Raw genomic sequence first — 23,459 nt, 5'->3', positions numbered from 1 at the left:
AATCGACCGACCGGTCTCGAGGCAACCGACCGAAGTCGAACCGCCGGCCAGTCCAACTCACCCAGTGTTCTGCAGGCCCGCCGAGACCCCGTTGACCGTGAGCAGCAGCAGGTGCTGCAGCCGCCCGGCGTAGTCGCCGTCCACCGCGGAGCCGCCGTCCGACCCGGTGCGCAGGCCGCGCAGCGCGCGGACCTGCAGCAACGAGAGGGCGTCGACGTACGGCGACCGGAGCTGCACGGCGCGGCCGAGCACGCGCTTGGAGGCGAGCGGCCACTCGTTGCCGCTGATCTTCAGCACCCACTCCCGGGTGAGGCGCAGCTCGTCGAGCACCATCTCGGCCAGGTCGTCCCGGTCACCGAGCGCGAGGTACTGCGCGGCGATCCGCTCGTCGGTCTTGGCGAGCGACATCTCGACGTTGTCGAGCATGGTCGCGAACAGCGGCCACTCGGCACGTGCCGCGCGCAGCAGCTCGACGTCGCCGGCCGTGGCCAGCGCCGTGCCCAGGCCGAACCAGCCGGCGAGGTTGATGCGGGCCTGCGACCAGGAGAAGACCCAGGGGATGGCCCGCAGGTCGTCGAGCGAGTTCACGGAGAGGCCGCGCTTGGCGGGGCGCGACCCGATGGGCAGCAGCCCGACCTCCTCCAGGGGCGTGACCTGCGCGAACCACTGCGGGAACCCGTCGGCCTTCACCAGCTCGTGGAACCTGGCGCGCGAGGTCGCGTCGAGGGACTCGGCAAGCCCGGCGAACTTGGCCGTCGCGCTCTCGTTGACCGCCTCGACGGACGGCGCGGAGGCCAGCAGCGTCGCCGCGGCGACCTGCTCGATGTGCCGGGACGCGATGACCGGGTCGCCGTAGCGGGCCAGGATGACCTCGCCCTGCTCGGTCAGCTTGAACCGGCCGTCCACCGAGTGCGGCGGCTGCGCGAGCACGGCACGGTTGGCGGGGCCGCCACCGCGGCCGAGCGCACCGCCACGGCCGTGGAACAGGGTCAGCTTCAGGTCGTTGGACCGCGCCCACTCCGCGATGCGCGACTGCGCGTCGTGCAGCGCGAGCGTGGCCGCGACCGGGCCCACGTCCTTGGACGAGTCCGAGTAGCCGAGCATGACCTCGACGCGGCGGCCGTTCTCGGCCAGGCGCTTCTGCACGGCGGGCAGCGTCAGCATCGAGTCCAGGATCGGCACCGAGTTCTGCAGGTCCGCGAAGGTCTCGAACAGCGGGATGGCGTCGATCACCGGCGCGCCGTCGGGGTCGTCCGCGAAGGCGTACGCCGCCAGCTCGTAGACGGCGGCGAGGTGCTCCGGCGCCTGCGTGAACGAGACGATGTAGCGACGCGCGGCCCGCTCGCCGAACCGGCCCTGGATCGCGCCGAGGGCCCGGTAGGTGTCCAGGACCTCGCGGGTGCGGTCGCCGAGCGCGCCGTCCACCCCGAGCTCGCGGATCTCGGCGAGCGCCGCGGCGTGCACCTGCGAGTGCTGCCGCACCTCGAGCTCCGCCAGGTGGAACCCGAAGGTCTGCACCTGCCAGACCAGCCGCTGCAGGTCGCCGTACGCGGCACGCGCCGCGCCGGTCGCCACCAGCGAGTCCTGCACCACGAGCAGGTCCGCCTCGAGCTGCTCCGCGTTCGCGTACGCGAGGTCGGCGTCGCGGGTCCGGGTCGCGGCGATGCGCTCCGCGATCGCCAGCATGACCGCACGGTGCGGCTCGTTCGGCGACGCCTCCTCGGAGCGCCGGGCCACCTCCTCGGAGATGAGCCGGATGCGCCGCCAGAGCGCGTTCAGGTCGGACGACGGCGTGGTGCCCTCGGCGTCGAGCGTCAGCTTGCGCCCGGTCTCGACCGCGAGGCTCTCGAGCGCCGCGAGGGCGTGCTCGGCGGCCAGGCCCGCGGCCTGCCGCGTGATCTCCGCGGTGACGTTCGGGTTGCCGTCGCGGTCGCCGCCGATCCAGGTCCCGAGCTTCACGAACGGCTTGGCCACGGGGGCCACGCGGCCGGCGTCCTCGGCCAGGAGCCAGTCGTCGAGCCGGCGGTACACGTCGCCGAACACGTCCACGAGCACGGCGTCGAACACGCCCATGACCGTCTTGACCTCGTCGATCACGGACGGCTTGCTGGTCCGCACGGGCGCGGTGCGCCACATGGTGTCGATCTCGGCGAGCATGCGCCGCTCGTTCTCGGCGAGGGTCACGCCGCCCAGCCGGCGGCTGTCCCGCTCGGCCAGGAGGTCCGAGATGCGGCGGACGGTGCCGCTGATGGCCCGACGGCGGGCCTCGGTCGGGTGCGCGGTGAGCACCGGCCGGAACTCCAGCTCGCCGAGCCGGCGCAGCGCCTCGTCCCGGCCCACCTCCTCGGTGAGCCGTGCGAACGCCGCGGGGATCGTGTCCTCCAGGACGGCCGGGCCGGTCGTCGTCTCGGCCTCACGGGCGCGCAGCACGCGCACCCGGTGGTACTCCTCCGCGAGGTTCGCGAGGTGGAAGTAGCAGGTGAACGCACGGGCGACCTGCTCGGCGCGCTCCACGGAGAAGGACGCCACGACGTCGGCGGCCTCGTCCAGCGCGTGCGGCGACGGGTCACCGTAGGCGCGGATCGTCAGCTCGCGGAGACGTTCGACGTCGTCCAGCAGGTCCTGCCCCCCGTCCTCGCGGAGAATCCTGCCGAGAAGGCCGCCGAGCAGGCGCACGTCTTCGCGCAGCGGGTCAGGTACCTCGTGCCGGGCGTTGCCGCGGACGGTCTGAGTTGATTCACTCACGGGCTAGAGCCTAGGACGAGATTGCCTTGTGGCGTCCACCGCGTCCGATTGTTGGTCTGGTCATGACCTGGCTCACTCTGGTTGGCTGTCGGCCTGTGACCGGATATGACGCACAGTTCCTCGGTTTCGGCGTCCCGCTCCCCGTCTCCCCGGCCGAGCTGCGCGTCCTCGACTACACCCACTTCTCCGTGCTGCTCGACCCGGTCCGCCGGCTCGCCGCGGCCACGGCGTGCACCATCGACGGCGCCACGCTCCAGGCGCTGCGCCGTTCGGGCCGCTGGCGCCTGGACTCCCGCGTGCCGAGCGGTGAGCAGGCGGGCAGCGAGCTCTACGCGGGCAACCCCCTGGACCGTGGCCACCTCGTGCGCCGTCTCGACCCTGTCTGGGGTGACGCCGAGACGGCCGCGCGGGCCAACCACGACACGTTCACCTACACCAACGCGGCACCGCAGGTGAACAGGTTCAACCAGTCCAAGGAGCTCTGGAACGGGCTCGAGGACCACGTGCTGCGGTACGCCGCGGCGCACGACCACCGCCTCGCCGTCCACACCGGCCCCGTCTTCGCCGCCGACGACCCGCCGTACCGCGGGGTGCGCCTGCCGCGCCTGTTCTGGAAGGTCGTCGCCTGGGTGGACCCGGCCGGGCCGCCCGGCCCCGCCGCCGAAGGCGCCGCCGGCGTCGCACCCGGCGCGCTGCGGGCGACGGCGTTCGTGCTGGACCAGACGCCCCAGCTCGACGACGCCCGGCTGCACGAGATCACCGCCCAGGCCCTGGCCAGGGACGAGATCCCGCCGCTCGGCCCGTTCCGCACCTACCAGGTGCCGGTGCGCGACGTCGCGGCGCTGACCCGGCTGGACCTCGGCCCCCTGGCCGGCGCGGACGTGCTCGCGATGCCGCCCGTGGAGCCGGCGGGCACGCGGCCCACCGACATCACGATCCACCGGCTCCCCCGGGCACGGGCGTGGTCAGAGATCAGGACCCCCGACCAGATCGCCCTGCCCGGCCGCGTACCGCCTACGCCGACCGCCCGTAGGTCTCCAGGAGCCGGAGCCACACCTCGCTGACGGTGGGGTAGGCGGGCACGGCGTGCCACAGCCGGTCGATCGGCACCTCGGCGGTGATCGCGATCGTCGCCGCGTGGAGCAGCTCGGCCACGTCGGGGCCCACGGCGGTGAACCCGACGAGCACCTTGCGGTCCTCGTCGACGACCATGGCGGCCCGGCCGGTGTACCCGTCGGCGTGCAGCGAGGCACCGGCGACGGCGCCCAGGTCGTACTCGACGGACCGCACGCGCAGCCCCGCGGCCTCGGCGGAGGCGGCGGTGTGGCCGACGCTCGCGATCTCGGGGTCGGTGAAGATCACCTGCGGCACGGCGCGCTCGTCGGCCGTGGCGGCGTGCCGGCCCCAGGGACCGACGTCGACGGGCGTGCCGTTGGCGCGGGCGGCGATGGCGTCGCCCACGGCCCGGGCCTGGTACTTGCCCTGGTGCGTCAGGAGCGCGCGGCGGTTGACGTCGCCCGCGGCGTAGAGCCAGCCGTCGCCGACCGGCACGCCGTCGGCGCCGAGCACCCGCAGGGAGTCGTCGACCGCCAGCCAGTCGCCGGGGGTGAGCCCGACGTTCTCCAGGCCGATCGAGTCCGTGCTGGGCCGGCGGCCCGTCGCGACGAGCACCTCGTCGGCGGTGACGTTCGTGCCGTCCGCGAGCGCGACGTGCACCGTGCCCTCGTCGTCACGCCGGACGTCCACCGGCTGGGTGCGCAGGTGCAGCGCCACGCCCTCCGCCTTGAGCGACTCGGCGACGAGGTCGCTCGCGAACGACTCCACGCTGGGCAGCAGCCCGTCGCGGGCGATCAGCGTGACCTGCGCGCCGAGGGCGGCGAACGCGGTGGCCATCTCGGTTCCCACGACACCACCACCGATGACCGCGAGCCGTCCGGGGACGGCCTGGGCCGACGCGGCCTCGCGGCTGGTCCACGGCGTGGCGTCGGCCAGGCCGGGGATCGGCGGGACGGCGGCGCTGCTGCCGGTCGCGACGACCACGGCATGCCGCGCCGTGAGCACGGTCGTGCCGCCGTCGGCGTCCGTCACCTCGACTGTGCGGGTGGCGCTGATCCGGCCGGCGCCGCGGAACAGCGAGATCCCGGCGCTCTGCAGCCAGTCGACCTGGCCGTCGTCGTGCCAGTGGGCCGCGAACGCGTCGCGCCGGGCCAGGACGGCGGCCGTGTCGAGCTCGCCGGTCACCGCGGCGCGGGCGCCGGGCAGGCTGCGCGCGGCACGCAGCGCGGCGGCGTCGCGCAGGAGGGCCTTGGTGGGCATGCAGGCCCAGTAGGAGCACTCTCCGCCCACGAGCTCGCGCTCCACGACGGCGGCGGTCAGGCCGCCCTGGACCACGCGGTCGGCGACGTTCTCACCGACGGGTCCGGCACCGATGACGACGACGTCGTAGGTGTTCTCGGTCATGTCAGCTCTCCTTCTTGATGACGCGGCCCAGGCGCAACGCCGAGACCAGGAAGAAGATTCCGCCGAGCGTGGCGTACCCGGCCAGCGAGGTCAGGGCCGCGTTCGGACCGCCGGCCATCATGAAGAAGCCGGTACCGGCGAACACCGAGATGCCGCCGCTGAGGATCATGGCCCACTGGCCGCCGAGCTTGTAGCGCCGGATCGCGACGATGAGCTGCACGAGGCCGGCGGTGATCGCCCAGACGCCCCAGACCCGCAGCACGGCGGGGATGCCGGAGGTGACGGCGACGCCCAGGCCGATGGCCGTGGCCAGGCTCAGCGCCATGTTGAAGTACAGGCCCACCGTGGGACGCGCGGTCGTCGTGGACCTGAGGTCGGTCACGGCCGCCGCGACGTCGAACAGCGGGTAGAGCACCAGCAGCCCGATCGCGACCGGGCCCAGGCTGCCTCCGACGACGAACAGCAGCGCCGCCCAGACGATCGCGAAGCCGAACCGGACGAAGTACAGCTTCCGCAGCGCTCGGGCCGTGGCAACGGCCGACGCTGATTCCACGGTGGTGGACATGTGAGTTCCCCTCGGTAGCGGCGCGGGCGGGAATTGATCCGCCCGGCCATGTGTCTAGGTAGACTTACTAGTAACTCTACCTACCGGGACAGTACACATCCTCGGGCGTCGAGCGCAAGGGGACGGAGAAAAGGGGCCACGTATGATCACGACCGTGCGCGGATCAATGTCAGACCGCCTGATCGAGGCGGCGAACGAGCTCTTCTACGCGCACGGCCTGCGGGCCGTGAGCGTGGACAAGGTGATCGAGCGCGCCGGCACCACGAAGGTGACGTTCTACCGGCACTTCCAGAGCAAGGACGACCTCGTGGTCGCCTACCTGGAGCACCGGGCGGCACAGGAGCGCGCCGGCGTGGACGGGGCCATCGCCCACGGCGACGGCGACGTCGACGTCTCGTTGCGCCTGATGGCCGACCACACCGGGGCGGCGGCGTGCACCCCCGGCTTCCGCGGGTGCCCGTTCATCAACGCCGCGGCCGAGTACCCCGACCCCGACAGTCCCGTCCGCAAGGTCGTCGACGAGCACCGCGGGTGGTGGGTGCGCGCGTTCGAGCGGCTCGTCGCCCCCCTGGGGCTCGCCGAGCCGGCCGCGGTCGCGGAGGACCTGATGCTCCTCCGCGACGGCGTCATGGTCGCGGGCTACCTCGGCGACCCGTCCCGGGTCGGCGCCTCGTTCCTGCGGAGCTGCCGGGCCGTCGTCGGCAGCGCGCCCCGCGCGGCCGGGGTGTAGCGGCCGGCGTCAGACCTCGTCCTGCCAGCGGTGCCGCGGCGCGTAGCCCAGCACCCGGCGGGCCTTGTCGATGCTCAGCAGCGTCTCGCGCCCCTGCAGCGGACGGCGGACCGGGACGCCGGGGAACTGCTCGGCCACCAGGTCGGCCGAGTCGCGCTCCATCACGGTGTCGTCGTTGGCGATGACGAACGCCTCGAACCCCGTGAAGTCCGCCTCCAGCGCGCGGCGCACCGCCTGCGCCCCGTCGCGACCGTCGATGTAGCCCCACAGGTTCCAGCGCCGGGCCGCGGCGTCGTCCTGCCAGGACGGGAAGCGGGCGTAGTCCTCCGGGCGCATCACGTTGGAGAACCGCAGCGCGGCCACCTTCAGCTCCGGGTCCCAGCGCGTGAAGTGCCGGGCCGTCTCCTCCTCGAGCGCCTTGCCGAGGGAGTAGGTGGACTGCGGCAGCACGTCGTACTCCTCGTCCACCGGGACGTACGGCGGCGGCACGTCGAACGGCAGGCCGAGCACCGTCTCGGAGGAGGCCGTCACGACGTTCCGGATGCCCAGCACCTGGGCGGCCCGCAGCACGTTGTACGTGCTGGGCACGTTGTTGCGGAAGGTCGCGGCGTTGGTGGCCAGGCCGGGCGCGGGGATCGCGGACAGGTGCACGACGGCGTCGGCCGCCCGGCCCTCGTCCACGCCGGACAGGAGCTCGACGACCTGGCCCAGGTCGGTCAGGTCAGCGACCGTGAAGTGACCGGGGCTGCCCTCCGGGGGCGCCACGCGGTCGGTCGCGACCACGTCGTACCCGGAGTCCACCAGGTGCTCCACCACGAACCGGCCGAGCTTGCCGCTCGCTCCCGTGACCACTACCCGCTGCGTCGTCGCCATGCGTCCGATCCTGCCAGGTCGCCCCGGCCCGCTCGACCCCCGGGGGCCGGTCGGGTCAGCCCAGGCGCTCCCGCAGCCACGCGATGTCCGGGGCCATCTCGCCCTTGGTCTCGCAGATGACGGGGGCGCCCGCGGCGGCGATCACGCCCACCAGCAGCTCCTCGGGGATCAGGCCCCGGCCGAAGTTGATGTGCCGGTCCGCGCCCGAGCCGACCTCGTCGCGCGAGTCGTTGGCGTGCACCAGGTCGATGCGGCCCGTGATCGCCCGGATCTGGTCGGCGGCCGTCGCGAGGTCGATGCCCCCGGCCCACGCGTGGCACGTGTCGAGCGTGAAGCCGACGGCGTCGCCGCCGTTCGCCGCGGTCACCGCGGCCCAGAGCTGCTCGATGCGCTCCAGCCGGCGGGCCATGGAGTAGTCGCCGCCCGCGGTGTTCTCGATGAGCACCGGGACGTCGGTCTCCAGCGCGTCGATGGCCTTGCGCCAGTTGTCGAAACCCTTGGCCGGCTCGTCGTTCGCGGTGACGTGCCCGCCGTGCACCACGACGCCCTTGGCGCCGATCGCCGACGCGCCGTCCATGATCTGCTGCAGCAGCTTGCGGCTCGGGATCCGGATGCGGTTGTTGGTCGACGCCACGTTGATGACGTACGGCGCGTGCACGTAGAGGTCCACGTCGGCCGCCGCGGCGTCGGCCCGGAGCGCCTCCGCGCCGCCCTCGTAGGGCAGGTCGGGGACCTTCCAGGCCTGCGGGTCGCTGAGGAACACCTGCACCGCGTCCGCGTCGAGCGCCTTGGCCGCCCCGATCGCGTCGGCCAGGTCAACGTGCGCGCCGATTCTCACCATGGGGCCACCCTAGGACGGCTCACCGACATCGGCGGCGGCAGCGCGGGTCAGCCCAGCCGCTTGACCCCGTACTGGGAGACCTCGAGCAGGTTCCCGTCCACCGCGAGCAGCATCGTGTCCGGCTTCGGGGTGAGGAGGTGCGACGACGTCCCGTCCCAGACCAGCTCGCCCGAGGCAGCGTCGAGCGACACGAGCCCCTGGTCGCCGCTCCCGCTCTCCAGGAGCATCAGCACCGACTGCCCGTCGGTGAAGGCCTGGGACACGTAACTGCTCTCGTACGACCAGTCGTACAGGCTGCCCTGCGTGCGCCACGTCCAGCGGACCGCGCCCGTGTCGAGGTCCAGCCCACGCACGCCCCCGGCCCAGGTGGTGGTCACCACCGTCCGGTCCACCTGGGCGAGGAACTGGGCCGTGCCGTCCCGCACCGCGACGTCCCAGCGCTCCGTCCCGTCCGCCGCGTACGAGCGCAGCCGTCCCCCGGGCGGTTCCGTCGAGAGGAGCGTGGCCGAACCGGGATCGTCGGTGGTCTGCGGGCGGTTCAGGGTCCCGGCGACCTTTCGGACCGCCTCACCGTCCGGGGAGTAGAGGGCGCTGTCCATCCTGCCGTCGTACCGCTGGGCGATCGTCTGCGCGACGTACCCGCCCGTGTCGAGGCCGGCCACCGCCGCGAAGCCCGGCACGCCCTCCATCATCAGGACGGCGCCGTCCGCGGTGACGCCGGCCCGGAAGCCGCACCCCCACACCTGGACGAGGCCCGGCTCGATCCGCGCGCCGAACCCCTCGGGGTCGAGGTGCTCGCCGGACCGCACGATGTCGTCCGCCCGGTCCCAGGGCAGGAGGGGCCCGGCGCGGCAGCCCTCGGCCGCCATCGCCCGGAAGGGGACGACGACGCTCCAGCGCTCCGCACCCGTCCGGGCGTCCTCCGCGCGCAGCAGCAGGTCCCGGCCGGCCGCGACCGTCCCGCTGCACTCCCCCTCGTCCGGGCACTGGGCGCCGTTCCCGTCCGCCGGCTCGGGCCCGATCCGCCGGGCACGCAGCACGGTCCCGTCCGGGCCGGGCCGCGCGTACCCGTACCGCTCCTCGTCCCCGGCGTCGAGCGTGCGGGGCGCGGAGGGCACTCCGTCGGGCCCCACGGTGAAGGCCTCGCGCCCGGCCCCGGAGCCCTGGAGGCAGACCAGGACGTCGGTCTCAACCTCCGACCAGCCCAGATAGCCGGTCGGCCCGCAGTCCGGGTCCTCGCCGAGCGGTACGGTCCACCCCTCCTCGCCGGTGGACGCGTTCAGGGCCAGCAGCCCGTCGTAGGACTCGAACGCCAGGTAGGGGCCGAGGGCGGCGACCTGGTTGCCCTCCCCCTGCACGAACGCGCGGCGCGAGCCGACGGCGCCGGCCCACGCCCACACCTCGTGGAGCGGCGCCGACACGTCCACGACGCCGCCGCGCACGGACCTGATCTGCTCGGCCCGCGCGGCGTCGCGCACGCCGTCGACGACGAGCCCGGTGCCCAGCACCGCCGCGACCACGACGGCGCCCACGAGCGTGCGCCGTCGCCAGACCGTGGCCCGTGCCGGGTCGTCCGCCGGGCGTGCCCCTCCGGCCGCCGGCGGGGCCGGCGACGCGGCGCGGTGTCCCTCGTCGTCCACCAGGTCGAAGACGACAGCGTCGTCGTCGTCCGCGTGACGAGCCATACCACCGAGCGTATGCCGCACGGGCCGTCCGCTCACCCAGAGCGCCGGCCGCCCGCGCCGCCCCGTCAGCCCAGGCCGCGGACACCCGACGGCGTGACCTCCAGCAGGTGCCCGTCCACGGCGACGAGCGACGTGTCGAACCCCTGGTACATGCCGCCGGTGACCGCCGCGTCGCCGTGCTGCTCCCAGACGACCTCGCCCGAGGCCGCGTCGAGCGCCACCAGGCCGCCGCCGCCGGAGCCGTTCTCGGTGAGCAGCAGCACCGACTCGCCGTCCGTGAACGTGCGGGACACGTAGAGGTCCTCGGGGTACCGGCCGTCGGCGCCGTCAGCGCCGTCCCACACCCAGCGCGTCTCGCCGGTCGCGGCGTCCAGGCCCCGCACGTCCCCGGCCCCGGTCATGACGAGCATCGTCCCGGCCACCTGGGCGAGGAAGAGCTGACCGCCGAAGCCCGTCGTAGCGTCCCAGCGGGGCGTCCCGTCGGTCTCGTAGGCCCGCAGCCGCGGGCCGGCCGGGTCCATGGCCAGCAGCACGCCGGGACCCTCGCCGTCCGTCACCCCCGGCTCCAGGGCGTGCCCCTCGATCTCGCCGACGACGGCGCCGGCGCCGTCGTACAGGACGGTCCGCACCATGCCCTCGAAGGTGAACCCGGTGTACCCGCCCGAGACGAGGCTGGTCACACCGCCCGTCCCCGGCTCGATGTCCGTGCCGAGCGGCACCCCGCCCGGGGTGACGGCGGTCTCGATGCCGCAGCCGTAGAGCTGCACGAGGTCGGCGCCGATCCGCGCGCCGAAGACCCGCGGGTCGATCATCTGCGCGAGGTCCACGGCGCTGCCCGCGCCGTCCCAGGTCGAGCCGAGCCAGTTGTTGCACTGGTCGGCCCGGGTGGCCCGGAAGGGGACGACCGTGCTCCAGCGCTCGACGCCCGTGACGGCGTCCTCCGCGCGGAGCGCGAGGTCCTGGCCGTCCACCACCGTGCCGGAGCACTCGCCCGTGTCCGTGCACCGCGCGTCGCCCAGGTCCACGGCCGACCCGGGTCCCGCCCGCCGGGCGCGCAGCACGGTGCCGTCGGGCCCGGGCCGGGGCAGCCCGAACCGGTCGGTGTCCGCGGCCGGGAGCTCCCGGCGGGCCGAGACGACGCCGTCGGGCCCGACCGTCGTGACCGCCCGGTCCGCACCGGAGCCGTCCAGGCACACCAGGGACGGCGTGGTCGTCCGGGCCCAGCCCGCGGCCCCGAACGGGCCGCAGTCCGGGTTCTCCCCCAGCGGCACGGTCCATGCCTCCTCGCCCGTCGCCGGGCGCAGCGCGACCAGCTCGCCGTCGGACTCGAACACGAGGACGTCGCCGAGCACGGCCACCTCGTTGCCGCGCCCCTCGTCGATCGCCGCCCGGGACCCGACCAGGCCCTCCCACCGCCACGTCTCCGCCAGCGGGCCGGACACGTCCCCGACGCCGCCGCTGACGTCGCGCATCCGCTCCATCCGCGCGCCGTCGCGCGCGCCCTCGACGGCCAGCCCCGTCCCGAGCACGACGGCGAGCACCGCGGCGACCGGGACGAGGACGCGCAGCCGCCCGTTCGACGTGCCGCCCGCATCGGAACCGGCGCCGCCCTCGCCGGCTCCGGCGCCGCCCTCGTCGTCGTCCGGGAGGGGCAGGTCGCCGGAGCCGGACCGGGGGACGGGCGCCGCGGACCCCGCGCCGTCGTCGACCAGATCGAAGACGAGCCGACCGCCATCGCCCGGTTCTCGCGCCATGAGGTCGAGGGTATGCCGGAGCCGCCCGCGGCTCACCCGAGACCGCGGATGCCCACCGACCCGACCTCCATCAGGTGCCCGTCCACCGCGATCAGGTCGCCGGTGACCCCCTGCCGCACGACGTCGCCGTCGTGCGGGTCGAGCGTGGTGCCCGGCCCGCCCCCGGCCTCGTCCCAGACCACCTCGCCGGTGCCCGCGTCGAGCGCCACCATGCCCCGCGCCACGCTGCCGTTCCCCTCGGCCAGCAGGAGCACGACCTCGCCGTCGGTGAACGACTGGACCACGTAGGCGGTGCCGAAGTAGCCGCCCTCGGCCGTCACGTCCGGGTCCGAGCCGTCCCAGGTCCACCGCTCCTCGCCGGTCGCCAGGTCCAGACCCCGGACCGTCCCCGCCCCGGTGGTGATCACCGCCGTCTCGCCCACCTGGGCGAGGAACTCCTGCCCGCCGGACTGGAGCGCGATGTCCCAGCGCGCGGTCCCGTCGGCCTCGTGGGCCGACAGGCGACGCCGCGGCTCGTCGATCGCGAGCAGGGTGGCCGGGCCGGTCTCGTCCGTGGACTTCGCGGTGATCACGTACCCCGTGACCTCGCCCGTGGTCGCGCCGTCGGCGTCGTACAGGAGCGTGCGGGTCACGTCGTCCCAGGTCATCCCCAGGTATCCGCCGGAGTCGAGCCGCCCCACCACGCTCGCACCCGGTTCGAGGCGGCTGCCGAGCAGCGCCCCGGACGACGTGACGGCGGCCTGGACGCCGCAGCCCTCCACGTTCACGAGGTCGGCCCGGACGCGGGCGCCGAAGGCCTCGGGGGCGAGCTGCCCGCTGAGGTGGATGCGGTTCTCCGAGCTGCCCCAGGCCGCGCTGAACGTGCTGGTGCACTGCCCCGCCTCCGTGGTGCGGAACGGCACGGTCACGCTCCAGCGCTCCTCGCCCGTGACGGCGTCCTCGGCGCGCAGCACCAGGTCTCGCCCGTCGACGATGCGCCCGGTGCAGTCGCCCGACTCGTCGCACCGGACGTCCTCGGCCAGCGGCGTCTCGGGCCCGACGCGCCGCGCGCGGAGCACCGTCCCGTCCGGCCCGGTGTGCGGCTGCCCGTACCGGGCGGCGTCCGCGTCGGAGAGCAGGCGCGGGGCCGACGTCGCGCCGCCGGCCCGCACCACGACCACCTCGGTCTCGCGCCCGCGCTCCTGGAGGCACACGAGCGCCGGCGTCCGCGGGTCGTCCCACACCGGCGACACCGTGGGGCCGCACTCCGGGCCCGGGCCGAGCTCGACGGTCCAGGACTCCTCGCCCGTGGCCGGGTCCAGCGCGACCAGCTCGCCCTCCGACTCGAACACCAGTTCGCCGCCGAGCACCGCGACGTCGGTCATGCCCTCGCCGAGGTCGACCTTGCCCCGCCACGCCCAGGTCTCGTCGAGCGGTGCGGACAGGTCCGCGACGCCCCCGGGGACGTCGCGCATCCGCTCCATCCGGGCGGCGTCGCGCGTGCCGTCGACCGCCAGGCCCGTGCCCAGCGCCACCGCGAGCAGCGCCAGGAGCGGCGCCGCGCGGCGCCACGTCACGACCTGGCCGCCCGACGGCGCCGTCCCGTCCGCCCAGGCGCCGTCGCCACCGGGCCGGCCGTCGGGGTGCTCCGGACCGTCCGGACCGTCCACCCGGGTCGCCCCCGGCAGCACGCCCGGCTCGGCCGCGTCGTCGTCGACCAGGTCGAAGACGTACGCGGCGCCCTCGTCCGGCTCGCGCGCCATGCGGCGAGCGTAACGCCGCCCAGGGCCTCGGATCAGCCCCTCGCGGGAGGTCATCCGAGGCCGGCGAGGCCCTCCGGACCGACCTCCACGACGTGTCCGTCCACGGCGACGGCGGAGCCCGCGAGCGGCGCGTCCCAGACCTGCTCGCCCGTGCCGAGGTCGAGCGCCACGAGCACGCCCGGGCCGGTTCCTTCCTGTCGCTGGTGCTCCAGGACCACGGTCTCGCCGTCGGTCAGCGTGCGGTAGCGGGACAGGCCCGCCATGTCACCGCTCTCCCAGGACCAGAGCTCCTCGCCCGTGTCCCGGGCCAGCCCGACCACCGTGGCCCCGCGGTCCGCGACCACCACGTCGCGGCCGACGAGCAGGATGCTCTGGCTGTTCAGGTCCTTCCAGGCCACCGAACCGTCCTCGCGCACCGCCACGAACCCGTAGCCGCCCGACCGGGTCGTCACGAACCAGAGGTCGTCGGGGGCGTCGGGGGACATGCTCCCGCCTCGCAGCCAGCCGTCCAGGGTGCGCAGGACCTTCCCCGCGCCGTCCACGACGACGGTCTGCATGGGGTCGGACTCGACGCCGAAGAGGTCCGGGCCGAGCTCGGTCACCCAGCCGTGCGTGGGCAGACCGGTGCCGACGTCGATCTGGACCTCTTCGGCGTCGGGGTCGGTCGCGAGGTCGAGCCGGACGCCCCGCGTCGACAGCGCGCCCCAGATGCCGCAGCCGTCCACGGTGACGCTCTCGGCACTGGTGTAGACGGTGACCTGGTCCGCGTCGACGCTCCCCTGCTCGAGCTCGTTGCCCACCTGCTGACAGTTGATCGTGTCAGCGGGCGCGAACTCGACGGTGCTCGTCCACCGCTCGGCCCCGGTCGCGGCGTCCTCCGCGGTGACCAGCACGTCGCGCCCCTGGGTGAGGACGGACGGCGTGCAGGCGCCCAGGTCGCACACCGCCTCCTCGGCGGCGTCACCGGTCCGGACCACCCGCACCGCCGTGCCGTCCGGCCCGGGGAAGATCTGCTCGCCGTCCGCCAGGTCCGCCGATCGGGTCCGGGTGGCGCCGTCCGGCGCGATCGTCAGCACCTCGCGCGCGTCCGCCGGACCCTGCACGCACACCAGCGCGTCGGCCGACACCGACGCGTCGTAGCCGGACGGCCCGCACACGGGGTTCGCGGCCACGGGCACCCGCCAGGCGACCTCGCCCGAGCCCGGGTCGACGGCCACGACGTCCTCGAACCCGACGCGGGCGGAGTCGCCCGTCCCGACGTCCTGGACGTAGCGCTGTGCGGCGCCCGGGGGCACCACGAGCAGCCCGTCCATGGTCACGAGCTGCAGGTCCACGAACGTCTGGCTCCCGTCCGGGGCAGGGACGTCGAACGGCACGGTCCAGGCCTTCGCGAGCGCGTCGTCGAGCGAGGTCACCCCGATCGGCGAGGTGCGCATGAGGTCAGCCCGACGGTCGTCGCGCACCAGGTCGACGGCGGTGACGCCCACCGCCACGACAGCGACCGCCGCGACGGCGACCAGCCAGGTTCGCCGTGAGAGGCGGGGCAGCCGGGGCGCGCGCCGGCCGGGGGAACCGTCCGGGTCCGCGCCGCTCTCCTCGCTACCCGCGTCCGGCCCGGTGTGCAGCTCGAAGACGATGGGTTCCTGCTGGTCAGGCCGCGACATGGCCGGAGCCTACTCGCGGTGCCCGCGAGTCAGCCGAGACCCACCACACCCTGCTGGGTGATTTGTGCGACGTACCCGTCCACGCTGATCACCTGCGTGTAGGGCGTGTCCTGCCCGACCTCCCAGCGCACCGAGCCGTCGCGGACGTCGATCGCGAGCAGCCGCAGCCCCGAGGACTCGCCCGCAGGGTCCGCGGACGCCGGGAACAGCACGGTGTCGCCGTCCGTGTAGGCCCCGAAGATCATCGACTCCACGGTCCAGGCGTTGCCGTGCGTGGAGAGGACGTCGGGGTCGACGGTCCAGCGCTCCGCGCCGGTGCCGAGGTCGATCCCGTGCACCTCGCCCTCCTCGTCCATTACCACGGCGGTACCGGACACCCGGGCCAGCACCGCGACGACGGCGAGGTCGGGCACGGTCCAGAGCACCTCCCCGGCGTCCTTCGCGTCCGTGGACACGGCGCTCGTCCGCGTGCCCACGCGGGTCAGCAGCAGCCCCGGGTCCCGGCCGTCGGTGGCCCACGGCACGAGGGCCCGGCCGTCGAGGGTCACCGCGCCGCCGTCCGGGAGGTGCACCGCGTCGCGGGGCGTGCCGTCGGCGGCGGGCTCCGGTGCCGGCTGCACCCAGCCGCCGTCGGGCAGGGCCGCGAACGAGGCGGTGTCCAGGCCGCCGGCCGGGGCGTCCGCGGGGTCCTCGGGATCGTCGAGCCGCGTGCCGTCGAGCAGGAGCGCGGCGGATACGCCGCAGCCCTGCACCTCCAGGACGCCGTCGAGCAGGGTCCAGCCGAGGGCGCCGGCGACGTCCAGCTTCGGCGCGTTGTCGTCGTAGGTCACGCAGCTCTCGGGCAGCGGGGCGCCGAACGCGACGGTCTCGCTCCAGCGCTCCGTGCCGGTGGCGGCGTCCACCTCGCGCACCACCAGGTCGGGCGCCGTGAACCCCTTCGGGAGGTGGGCGGCGCCCATCTTGTCGACCACGACGGGGCGCGGCTCCGGCACCTTGCCCGTGAGCTCGAACGTGATCAGCGCGCCGTCGGCGGACGGGGCGACCACGGCGCCCTCGTCGAGCTCGCGGCTCGCCGTCGCGCCGTCCGGCTGGATGACCGTCACCTCCTGGGGGTCGTCACCGGAGCTGACGCAGACCAGGGGGTCGGCCGGTGCGGCGGACACCGGGCCGCCCACGCCGAGCCGCCCCGTCGGGCCGCAGTCCGGGTACTGCCCCACGTGCACGGTCCAGCGCACCTCGCCCGTGGCCGGGTCCACGCCGCGGACCTGTTCGCCCTCGACGACCGCGAGGAGCCCCGGCATCTCGACCAGGGTCGCCGAGATCGGGTTCTCCAGGTCCAGGGACCACTGCTCGGTGGGCTGCTCCGCCAGGCTCCGCACGCCGCCCGGGGCGGCCAGCAGCGCCTGGTGGCGCAGCCGGCCGTCGACCAGCACGCCCGCCACGACCGCCAGCACCACGACGGCCGCCGTGCCGCCCGCCAGCAGCACCTTGCCCCGGCGAGTCGTCGGCAGCCGACGACGGACGGCCGCCCCGCCCCGCCGCGCCGTCCGCCCGACCGCGGTGCGGGCGCCCGCGAGCGCCACCGCGACCCGTCCGGGCTCCCGCGGTGCCGGCTCTCCGTCCGGGTCGGCCGCGGTGCCGTCGTCGTCGGGGTCGGCGCCGTCAGGACGGGCGCCGTCGGGGCCGGCAATCCTGCCGGACGCGCCCGGGACCTCGTCGATCAGGTCGAAGGTGTGCACCTTGTCGGGGTCGGAGCTCCCGGGCGCGGCGGAGTCGGGCTGGGTGCGTTCGGTCACGCCCCGAGGGTAGTGCCCCGGTCCGTGGCCAGGGCCGATCTCCACGTGACCCGGCCGCCGGTCTGCATCAGCGCGCCCCGGTAGGCACGCTCGCTGAGCAGCACGGCGCCCAGCGTGGTGACCACGAGGACGAGGAGCGACACGAGCGGCTCCCACCAGAGCGCGTCGCCGTTGAGCACCCGCACGGGCATCGACACGATGGACGCGGGCGGGATGTAGGACAGGACCCGTTCGAGCACGCCGTCGGCCGAGAACGTCACGATGTAGACGCCCATGAGCAGCATCATCAGCGGCGTCGTCGTGTACTGGAGGTCCTCGGTGCGGGACGCGAGCGAGCCCGCGACCGCGTACAGGGCCGCGACGGCGACGAAGCCGACGGTGAAGAACACGACGAACCAGATCATCGTGGCAGTCATCGCGGGCAAGGCGGCCGAGAGGTCGGTGAACGAGAGCCCGACGAGCCCGACGGCGGCCAGCAGGAGGTTCTGGGCCAGCGCGATCACGGAGCTGCCGATGATCTTGCCCGCCAGGAGCTGCCGCAGTGGGACGGCGGTCGCGATGATCTCGACCAGCCGGGACTGCTTCTCCTCGATGACGCTGCCCGCGATCATCGCGCCCGAGCCGACCGCGCCCGTGAAGAACAGGAACGCGAGCACGAACCCCGCGAGGAACACGACCTGCGGGTCCACGGGGTTGCCGTCGAGGCGCTGGGTCTCGATCTCGCTGCCTGCCGTGAGGGCCTCGATGGTGGTGCCGGCGCCGGTCGCGCGGTCGGTCATGACCTGGTCGCGCACGGTGGTGCCGAGCAGGCCGGCGAGGTCGCCGTCGGGCTCGCGCCACCCGGAGAGGGACCAGCCGGACCCGCCGTCGGAGGTGAGCCAGGCATCGGCGGTCTCGTCCTCGAGGGCGGCCTCGGCGGCGGCCGTGTCGGCGACCGGGACGACGTCGAGCTCGATGTTCTGGTCCGACGCCGCCGCCTCGTCGCGGGCCGACTCGACGGCCGCGAGCGCGGCGTCGTCCCCGGCCACGACGGCGACGTCGAACGACTCGGTGCGCCCGTCCATGTACGCGCTGAAGCCGACCAGCCCGCCGATCATCGCGACGGTGATCGCGAGGCCGAGCAGGAATCCCTTGTTGAGCGCCCGCACCACGATCTCGCGGGTCGCCACCAGCATCCATGCGCTCGTCATGAGGTCACCTCGCGGTAGATCTGGGCCAGCGTGGGCCGCACCGGGGAGAACTCCTGGACGGCGCCCCGGTCCAGGGCCGCCGTCAGGAGGCGGGTCGCCGCGGCGTCGTCGAGCACCTCGACCAGGGCGGACGACCCGTCCACGTCGACGGCGAGCACGCCGGGCACGCCGCGCACGAAGCCGGCGTCGCCGGACAGGACCAGCCGGTGCCGGGTCACGCCCTGGGCGCGCAGGCCGTCGGGGGTGCCGTCCGCGAGGAGGCGGCCCCCGCCCAGGATGACGAGCCGCTCGCACAGCCGCTCCACGAGGTCGAGCTGGTGCGAGCTGAACAGCACGGGGACGCCGCGCCGGGTGTGCTCGCGCAGCAGGTCGGCCATGGCGTCGACGGCGGCGGGGTCGAGCCCGCTGAACGGCTCGTCGAGCACGAGCGCCTTGGGCTGCCCCATGACGGCCGCGACGATCTGCACCCGCTGCTGGTTGCCGAGCGACAGCTTCTCCACGTGGTCCTTCGCCCGGCCCGCGAGCCCCAGCCGGTCGAGGTGCTCCAGCACCTCGCGGCGGGCGGCGGGGGCGTCGATGCCGCGCAGCCGCGCCAGGTAGACGAGCTGGTCGAGCACGGGCTGCTTGGGGTAGAGGCCGCGCTCCTCGGGCATGTAGCCGAACTCGCGGCGGTCGTGGCGGGTGACGGGGGCGCCGTCGAACAGGACCTCGCCGCTCGTGATCGCCAGGACGCCCATGATCATCCGCATGGTGGTGGTCTTGCCGGCACCGTTGCCACCGACGAACCCGGTGAGCAGGCCCGACGCCGCGGTGAAGCTCACGCCGTCCACCGCCCGCCGGGGTGTGTCGCCCGAGGCGAACACGCGGGTCAGCTCCCGTACCTCCAGATCGCTCATGGCCCTCACGCTAGAGGCCCGGCGCAGCCCGCGGGATCCACCGGAAGTCGGACCCGCACTCCCCCGTTGGGCGGGGCGGCGGGGCGGGCCTGGTCGGTGATCGGCGAAATGTCAGGAAGTCGGTATTCCGAGTTGCCGATCTTGCGACATTCTGCCGACCAAGCACCCCGGCGCGCGGGCTTTGATCTGGTATTACACGTTCCGGTTGCCGTCGTCGTTCTGCCACGTATTGTCCCGTCCGGAACGCCGCTCGGAACAAGGGCGGCCCTGAACTGTTCGAATGCCCGTCCGCGGAGAAATGTGCAAGGCACTCCGCCGGACGAACGGCCGTCCGGCCCCTCGGGGCGGAGCGTCGTGGCAGAGGGGCACCGGGCAACATCTGAACCGCAGGGGGAGCGAAGCGTGCGCAAGCGTTTGTTCGTCACAGGAACGGCCGCGGCCTTGGTGCTGACGGCCGGGATCATGGGTGCCGTCGCCGTGCAGCCGGCCGGCAAGGACCAGAACCGGCTGACGTCGGCGGGGCCTACGTCGGCCGACACCCTCCAGGGGCTGCCGCCCATGATGCTGAAGCGTGAGCCCGCGGCCGGGTCCGGCGAGAACGGGACGGTCGACGTGCACGGCAAGCCCGCGCCGCAGAAGAACCCGTTCACGTACACGCCGCCGCCGGCGCAGGAGAGCACGCCCGGCGGCACAGGGAAGACCTACGAGCCGCCGGCGAGCGACCGCCCGGTCGCCCCGGGCCCGGACGTCAACCCCGGCGCGGGCAACCCCGTGCCGCCGGCCCCGCCGACCACGAGGCCCACGCCGAAGCCGACCGACCCGCCGACGCAGAAGCCGACGCCGCGGCCCACGCCCACGCCGACCCCCACGCCGACACCGACGCCGACACCCACCCCGGAGCCGACGCCCGAGCCGTCCGAGCCGCCGCCGTCGGAGGAGCCCACGCCGGAGCCCTCCGTCGAGCCGACGTCGCGGCCGACGCCGGAGCCGACGCCGGAGCCGACGCCCGAGCCGACCCCGGAGCCCTCGGCGGAACCGACCCCGGAGCCGTCGACGAGCCCGTCGCCGGAACCCTCGGCGAGCCCTTCCGCGGAATAGGCCGAATAGTCCATTTCTGGCGTTTATGCCGGACCGAAGAATGCGCGCGACGCGCTTTCTTCGCCTACCCCGTCATCTGGCCCGAAACCCGCCCTGTTTCGGGCCAGATGACTGGGTAGAAGCGCACTTCACTCGGGCAGACCAGGCCGGCTCAGACCAGGCCCAGGCGGTGGGTCAGGACCACGGCCTGCACGCGGTCGCGCAGGTGCAGCTTGGACAGCACGTTCGAGACGTGCGTCTTGACCGTCGCCTCACCGAGGAACAGCGTCGACGCGATCTCCGCGTTCGACAGCCCGGTGCCGACCAGCTCCAGCACCTCCCGCTCGCGCGGGGTGAGGAGCGCGAGCCCGGCGGGCGCCGGCTTCGCCGTCTGGCGCGGGGCGCCCACGGTGCCCGACGACGGCCGTTCCCCCGCCACCATCTGCTCGATCACCCGCCGCGTGATCTGCGGGGCCAGCAGCGCGTGCCCGGCCGCCACGGTCCGCACGGCCTCCACGAGGTGCTCCGCGTCCGAGTTCTTCAGCAGGAAGCCCGAGGCGCCGGCCGCGAGGCCGTCGAACACGTACTCGTCGTGGTCGAACGTGGTCAGCACCAGCACCTTGGCCAGGTCCTCGGTGACGATGCGGCGGGTGGCCTCGATGCCGTCCATGACGGGCATCTGCACGTCCATGAGCACGATGTCGGGGCGCAGCTCGCGCGTCAGCTCGATCGCCGTCGCGCCGTCGCCGGCCTCGCCGACCACCTCGAGGTCGTCCTCCACCGAGAGGATGAGGGAGAAGCCGGAGCGGACCAGCGCCTGGTCGTCGACCAGCAGCACGCGCGTCATCCGGCCGCCTCGGTCCGGGCGGCGGGTCGGGCGGTGGGCCGCGCGGCGGGCCGCGCCGCGGGCTGCACGGCCGGCGGGGCCTCCGGAGCGGGCAGCGGCAGCCGCACGCGCACGCGGTACCCACCGATCGCCCGTGGCCCGATCTCGACCACGCCCCGGTGCGTCGAGACGCGCTCCCGGATCCCGAGCTGGCCGAGCCCCGAGCCGGACGTCCCGTGGCGGGGCCTGCCGTCGTCGAGCACCTCCACCTCCGCGTAGCCGTGCGCGAAGCGCTCGTCCGCCAGCGCCTCCGGGCCGCGGACCACGCGGAGCGTGACCGTCGCGGACCGGGCCGTCGAGTGCTTCCGCACGTTCGCCATCGCCTCCTGGGCGGTGCGGTAGAGGCTCAGCCCCATGGGATCAGGCACGTCGCGGGCCGCGCCGGGCGGCTCCTCGACCTGCCGGTACGTGGTGTCCAGCCCGTCGTCCTCGGCGGCGGCCAGCGCCGGGAGGTCGGCCAGCCCGGGTTCGGGCGCACGGGAGGCGCCGTCCGACCCGGCGGGCGCGCCGTCGGGCACGGTGCGCAGGGTGCCCACCAGGTTCCGCATCTGCGTGACGCCCTCGCGCGACTCGCGCTCGATCGTGGCCAGGGCCTCGGCCGCCCGGGCGGGGTCCCGGTCCAGCACGCGGCGCGCGGCGGCCGCCTGGATGCCGATCACCGACACGTGGTGCGCGACGACGTCGTGCAGCTCGCGCGCGATCCGCACCCGTTCGGTGACCACGGCCTGGTCGGTGAGGGCGGCCGCCTGCCGCTCGATCGTGACCGCCTGGTCGGCGAGAAGCTCCCGGCGGCGCGCAGCGTTCCACTGCATCTGCCCCGCCAGCACCGCGCCGCCGAAGAACGCGATGTTCATGATCACCTGGTACACCGCACTGGCGAGGTACGGGTCCACCTGGCCGGGCCAGTCGGCCGGCGTCGGAAACTCCTCCAGGAGCGTCTCGATGCCCTGCTGCACCGCGAACATCCAGGCGATCCAGCCGAACATGACCATGGTGCACGCGCTGACCACGATGAGCATCGCCCGCCGGTCGCGCGCCCAGGCCACTGCGGTGAACATCGCGACGAAGTACATGATCTGCATCGGCATGAGCATCGTGATGGGCGGGATGGTCAGCCCGAGCGCGAGCCACGCCGCGTACACCAGCACCAGCGACACCAGCGGATAGCGGCGCCGCCACGCCAGCGGCACCGTGCTGGCCACCCCGAGCACGAAGACCAGCCACAGCGGCACGTCGACGCCCTCGAAGAGGCCCATGCTGTGGCCGAGCTCGATCGAGAGCGCCGCGAAGATCGCGAAGCCGGCGCCCAGCAGCAGGTCCCGGCGGTAGGCGTCGCGCCCGGCGGGCACCCGCTCCCAGTCGGAGTCGACGCCGAACCAGTCGGCCAGCCGGCCGGCGGCGCTCCGGGCGCGGCCGGACGGCGCGTCGGGTCGCCGGGCAACGGCGCGACGGGCATCGGCGTCGGCGTCGGGGCGCCGCGCGCCGGCGTCAGAGCGCCGGGAATCCGGCTGAGGTGGGGCTACGGCCATGCCCCCAGCGTAGGAAACCGGGGGCACGACCGCTTCCACCTGAAGGCGGAGACGGGCATCCCGGACGATGATTGCTGGACACGGCCGGCACGGTGACGCAAGGTGGCGGAGCACCGGCTGACGCGACGTGGCGGAGCGCCGGCCCGACGAAGGGAAGTCCTCGCATGACGTTCTGGATCTGCAGCACCTGCGGTGTGGAGCACGAGTCCCGGCCCGAGGTGTGCGCCGTCTGCGCCGACGAACGCCAGTGGGTGCCCGCCGACGGCCAGCGCTGGACCACGCTGGAGGAGCTCGCGGCCGCGGGAGAGAGCGTCGCGGTCGAGGAGCTGGAGCCCGACCTGTACGGCCTGAACACGGTGCCCGACGTCGGCATCGGGCCCACCGCGAAGATCGTCCGGACCGCGGCGGGCAACCTCATGTTCGACGTCCCCGGCTACGTGGACGACGCCGCGGTGGACGCCGTGCGCGAGCTCGGCGGGCTGGCGTTCATCGTGGCGAGCCACCCGCACATGTACGGGGTGCAGGTCGAGTGGAGCCGCCGCCTCGGCGGGGTGCCGATCCTGGTCAGCGAGGCCGACGCCGGCTGGCTCGCCCGGACCGACGACGCCGTCGAGCTGTGGAAGGGCGACCGCGAGATCCTGCCGGGCGTGACGCTCAGCCAGCCGGGCGGGCACTTCCCGGGGTCCGCGGTGGCGCACTGGGCGTCGGGCGCGGCGGGCAAGGGCGTGCTGCTGAGCGGCGACACCATCTTCGCCAACCCCGACCGCACGTCGGTGTCCTTCATGCGCAGCTACCCGAACCGGATCCCGCTGTCGGGCCCGGTCGTGCGGCGCGTGGCGCACCACGTGGCGCGCTTCGAGTTCGACCGGCTCTACAACAACTTCCGGGGCGTCATCCCGGTCGACGCCCGCGACATCGTGCTGCGTTCGGCGGACCGCCACGCGGCCTGGACCAACGGCGACTTCGACCACCTGACATAACCCCGCACGTGTCAGACGTACAGGTCACCGGGGTGACCTGTACGTC

18 protein-coding genes are annotated in these 23,459 nt (G+C 74.3%); 4 read left to right on the top strand and 14 right to left on the bottom strand.

What is annotated here, in order from left to right; genetic code table 11:
* Nucleotides 1-57: 57 nt before the first annotated feature.
* Nucleotides 58-2,745: a phosphoenolpyruvate carboxylase gene (locus ACFWEJ_RS12755; protein ID WP_377229573.1), complete on the bottom strand. Its 2,688-nt coding sequence runs from the start codon at nt 2,743-2,745 to the stop codon at nt 58-60.
* 95 nt (nt 2,746-2,840) lie between these two features.
* On the opposite strand from ACFWEJ_RS12755, the gene ACFWEJ_RS12750 reads away from it, so the two are divergent.
* A complete protein-coding gene (locus ACFWEJ_RS12750; RefSeq protein ID WP_377229572.1) occupies nt 2,841-3,809 on the top strand; it encodes a DNA/RNA non-specific endonuclease in 969 nt (322 codons plus the stop codon).
* Here the strand turns inward: ACFWEJ_RS12750 and ACFWEJ_RS12745 are convergent.
* Nucleotides 3,760-5,205: a dihydrolipoyl dehydrogenase family protein gene (locus tag ACFWEJ_RS12745; RefSeq protein WP_377229571.1), complete on the bottom strand. Its 1,446-nt coding sequence runs from the start codon at nt 5,203-5,205 to the stop codon at nt 3,760-3,762. The two genes, ACFWEJ_RS12750 and ACFWEJ_RS12745, sit on opposite strands and share 50 nt — an antisense overlap.
* A 1-nt stretch (nt 5,206) precedes the next feature.
* Entirely contained in the window at nt 5,207-5,770 is a 564-nt protein-coding gene (locus tag ACFWEJ_RS12740) for a hypothetical protein (protein WP_377229570.1), read from the bottom strand.
* Between the two features lie 154 nt (nt 5,771-5,924).
* Between ACFWEJ_RS12740 and ACFWEJ_RS12735 the strand changes: the two genes are divergently transcribed.
* Complete coding sequence (locus ACFWEJ_RS12735; RefSeq protein WP_377229569.1) at nt 5,925-6,500, top strand: TetR/AcrR family transcriptional regulator; 576 nt, start codon at nt 5,925-5,927, stop codon at nt 6,498-6,500.
* A 9-nt stretch (nt 6,501-6,509) separates the two neighbouring features.
* Here the strand turns inward: ACFWEJ_RS12735 and ACFWEJ_RS12730 are convergent, their stop codons facing one another.
* The 9 genes from ACFWEJ_RS12730 to ACFWEJ_RS12690 all read right to left on the bottom strand — a co-directional run bounded on the left by ACFWEJ_RS12730 (nt 6,510) and on the right by ACFWEJ_RS12690 (nt 18,941).
* Nucleotides 6,510-7,373, bottom strand: coding sequence for an NAD-dependent epimerase/dehydratase family protein (locus ACFWEJ_RS12730; RefSeq protein WP_377229568.1), 864 nt, complete (start codon nt 7,371-7,373; stop codon nt 6,510-6,512).
* Nucleotides 7,374-7,428: 55 nt separating this feature from the next.
* Nucleotides 7,429-8,214, bottom strand: a complete 786-nt coding sequence (locus ACFWEJ_RS12725; protein ID WP_377229567.1) for a deoxyribonuclease IV — start codon at nt 8,212-8,214, stop codon at nt 7,429-7,431.
* A gap of 47 nt (nt 8,215-8,261) precedes the next feature.
* Nucleotides 8,262-9,899, bottom strand: a complete 1,638-nt coding sequence (locus ACFWEJ_RS12720; protein ID WP_377229566.1) for a PQQ-binding-like beta-propeller repeat protein — start codon at nt 9,897-9,899, stop codon at nt 8,262-8,264.
* Between the two features lie 65 nt (nt 9,900-9,964).
* Nucleotides 9,965-11,653, bottom strand: coding sequence for a PQQ-binding-like beta-propeller repeat protein (locus ACFWEJ_RS12715; protein WP_377229565.1), 1,689 nt, complete (start codon nt 11,651-11,653; stop codon nt 9,965-9,967).
* 32 nt (nt 11,654-11,685) lie between these two features.
* Complete coding sequence (locus ACFWEJ_RS12710) at nt 11,686-13,395, bottom strand: PQQ-binding-like beta-propeller repeat protein (protein ID WP_377229564.1); 1,710 nt, start codon at nt 13,393-13,395, stop codon at nt 11,686-11,688.
* A gap of 50 nt (nt 13,396-13,445) precedes the next feature.
* Entirely contained in the window at nt 13,446-15,059 is a 1,614-nt protein-coding gene (locus ACFWEJ_RS12705; RefSeq protein ID WP_377229563.1) for a PQQ-binding-like beta-propeller repeat protein, read from the bottom strand.
* Nucleotides 15,060-15,088: 29 nt separating this feature from the next.
* A complete protein-coding gene (locus ACFWEJ_RS12700) occupies nt 15,089-16,855 on the bottom strand; it encodes a PQQ-binding-like beta-propeller repeat protein (RefSeq protein ID WP_377229562.1) in 1,767 nt (588 codons plus the stop codon).
* The gene (locus ACFWEJ_RS12695; RefSeq protein ID WP_377229561.1) at nt 16,852-18,045 is read right to left on the bottom strand and encodes an ABC transporter permease; all 1,194 of its coding nucleotides are present in this window, start codon (nt 18,043-18,045) and stop codon (nt 16,852-16,854) included. Before ACFWEJ_RS12695 ends, ACFWEJ_RS12700 begins: the two co-directional genes overlap by 4 nt.
* Nucleotides 18,042-18,941: an ABC transporter ATP-binding protein gene (locus ACFWEJ_RS12690; protein ID WP_377229560.1), complete on the bottom strand. Its 900-nt coding sequence runs from the start codon at nt 18,939-18,941 to the stop codon at nt 18,042-18,044. Before ACFWEJ_RS12690 ends, ACFWEJ_RS12695 begins: the two co-directional genes overlap by 4 nt.
* Before the next feature lie 402 nt (nt 18,942-19,343).
* Between ACFWEJ_RS12690 and ACFWEJ_RS12685 the strand changes: the two genes are divergently transcribed.
* Nucleotides 19,344-20,039 carry a hypothetical protein gene (locus ACFWEJ_RS12685; protein WP_377229559.1) on the top strand — a complete coding sequence of 232 codons (696 nt, stop codon included), beginning with the start codon at nt 19,344-19,346 and terminating at the stop codon, nt 20,037-20,039.
* 151 nt (nt 20,040-20,190) lie between these two features.
* Here the strand turns inward: ACFWEJ_RS12685 and ACFWEJ_RS12680 are convergent, their stop codons facing one another.
* Both ACFWEJ_RS12680 and ACFWEJ_RS12675 read right to left on the bottom strand, forming a co-directional pair.
* Nucleotides 20,191-20,865, bottom strand: coding sequence for a response regulator (locus ACFWEJ_RS12680; protein ID WP_377229558.1), 675 nt, complete (start codon nt 20,863-20,865; stop codon nt 20,191-20,193).
* Nucleotides 20,862-22,433 (bottom strand): sensor histidine kinase, encoded by a 1,572-nt coding sequence (locus ACFWEJ_RS12675; protein ID WP_377229557.1) that lies wholly within the window; start codon nt 22,431-22,433, stop codon nt 20,862-20,864. Before ACFWEJ_RS12675 ends, ACFWEJ_RS12680 begins: the two co-directional genes overlap by 4 nt.
* Before the next feature lie 164 nt (nt 22,434-22,597).
* Here ACFWEJ_RS12675 and ACFWEJ_RS12670 point away from each other — a divergent pair, with 164 nt between their 5' ends.
* Nucleotides 22,598-23,413 carry a hydrolase gene (locus ACFWEJ_RS12670; protein ID WP_377229556.1) on the top strand — a complete coding sequence of 272 codons (816 nt, stop codon included), beginning with the start codon at nt 22,598-22,600 and terminating at the stop codon, nt 23,411-23,413.
* Nucleotides 23,414-23,459: the final 46 nt, after the last annotated feature.

The sequence above is a fragment of the Promicromonospora sp. NPDC060204 genome (assembly GCF_042728455.1).
Lineage (GTDB): Bacteria > Actinomycetota > Actinomycetes > Actinomycetales > Cellulomonadaceae > Promicromonospora.
This window is presented reverse-complemented; position numbering and strand designations above follow the sequence as displayed.

Coding starts and splice junctions, on each gene's coding strand:
- ACFWEJ_RS12745 (WP_377229571.1), bottom strand. CDS start 5,205: ATGACCGAGAACACCTACGACGTCGTCGTCATCGGTGCCGGACCCGTC.
- ACFWEJ_RS12690 (WP_377229560.1), bottom strand. CDS start 18,941: ATGAGCGATCTGGAGGTACGGGAGCTGACCCGCGTGTTCGCCTCGGGC.
- ACFWEJ_RS12715 (WP_377229565.1), bottom strand. CDS start 11,653: ATGGCGCGAGAACCGGGCGATGGCGGTCGGCTCGTCTTCGATCTGGTC.
- ACFWEJ_RS12680 (WP_377229558.1), bottom strand. CDS start 20,865: ATGACGCGCGTGCTGCTGGTCGACGACCAGGCGCTGGTCCGCTCCGGC.
- ACFWEJ_RS12670 (WP_377229556.1), top strand. CDS start 22,598: ATGACGTTCTGGATCTGCAGCACCTGCGGTGTGGAGCACGAGTCCCGG.
- ACFWEJ_RS12675 (WP_377229557.1), bottom strand. CDS start 22,433: ATGGCCGTAGCCCCACCTCAGCCGGATTCCCGGCGCTCTGACGCCGGC.
- ACFWEJ_RS12740 (WP_377229570.1), bottom strand. CDS start 5,770: ATGTCCACCACCGTGGAATCAGCGTCGGCCGTTGCCACGGCCCGAGCG.
- ACFWEJ_RS12725 (WP_377229567.1), bottom strand. CDS start 8,214: ATGGTGAGAATCGGCGCGCACGTTGACCTGGCCGACGCGATCGGGGCG.
- ACFWEJ_RS12720 (WP_377229566.1), bottom strand. CDS start 9,899: ATGGCTCGTCACGCGGACGACGACGACGCTGTCGTCTTCGACCTGGTG.
- ACFWEJ_RS12695 (WP_377229561.1), bottom strand. CDS start 18,045: ATGACGAGCGCATGGATGCTGGTGGCGACCCGCGAGATCGTGGTGCGG.
- ACFWEJ_RS12705 (WP_377229563.1), bottom strand. CDS start 15,059: ATGTCGCGGCCTGACCAGCAGGAACCCATCGTCTTCGAGCTGCACACC.
- ACFWEJ_RS12710 (WP_377229564.1), bottom strand. CDS start 13,395: ATGGCGCGCGAGCCGGACGAGGGCGCCGCGTACGTCTTCGACCTGGTC.
- ACFWEJ_RS12730 (WP_377229568.1), bottom strand. CDS start 7,373: ATGGCGACGACGCAGCGGGTAGTGGTCACGGGAGCGAGCGGCAAGCTC.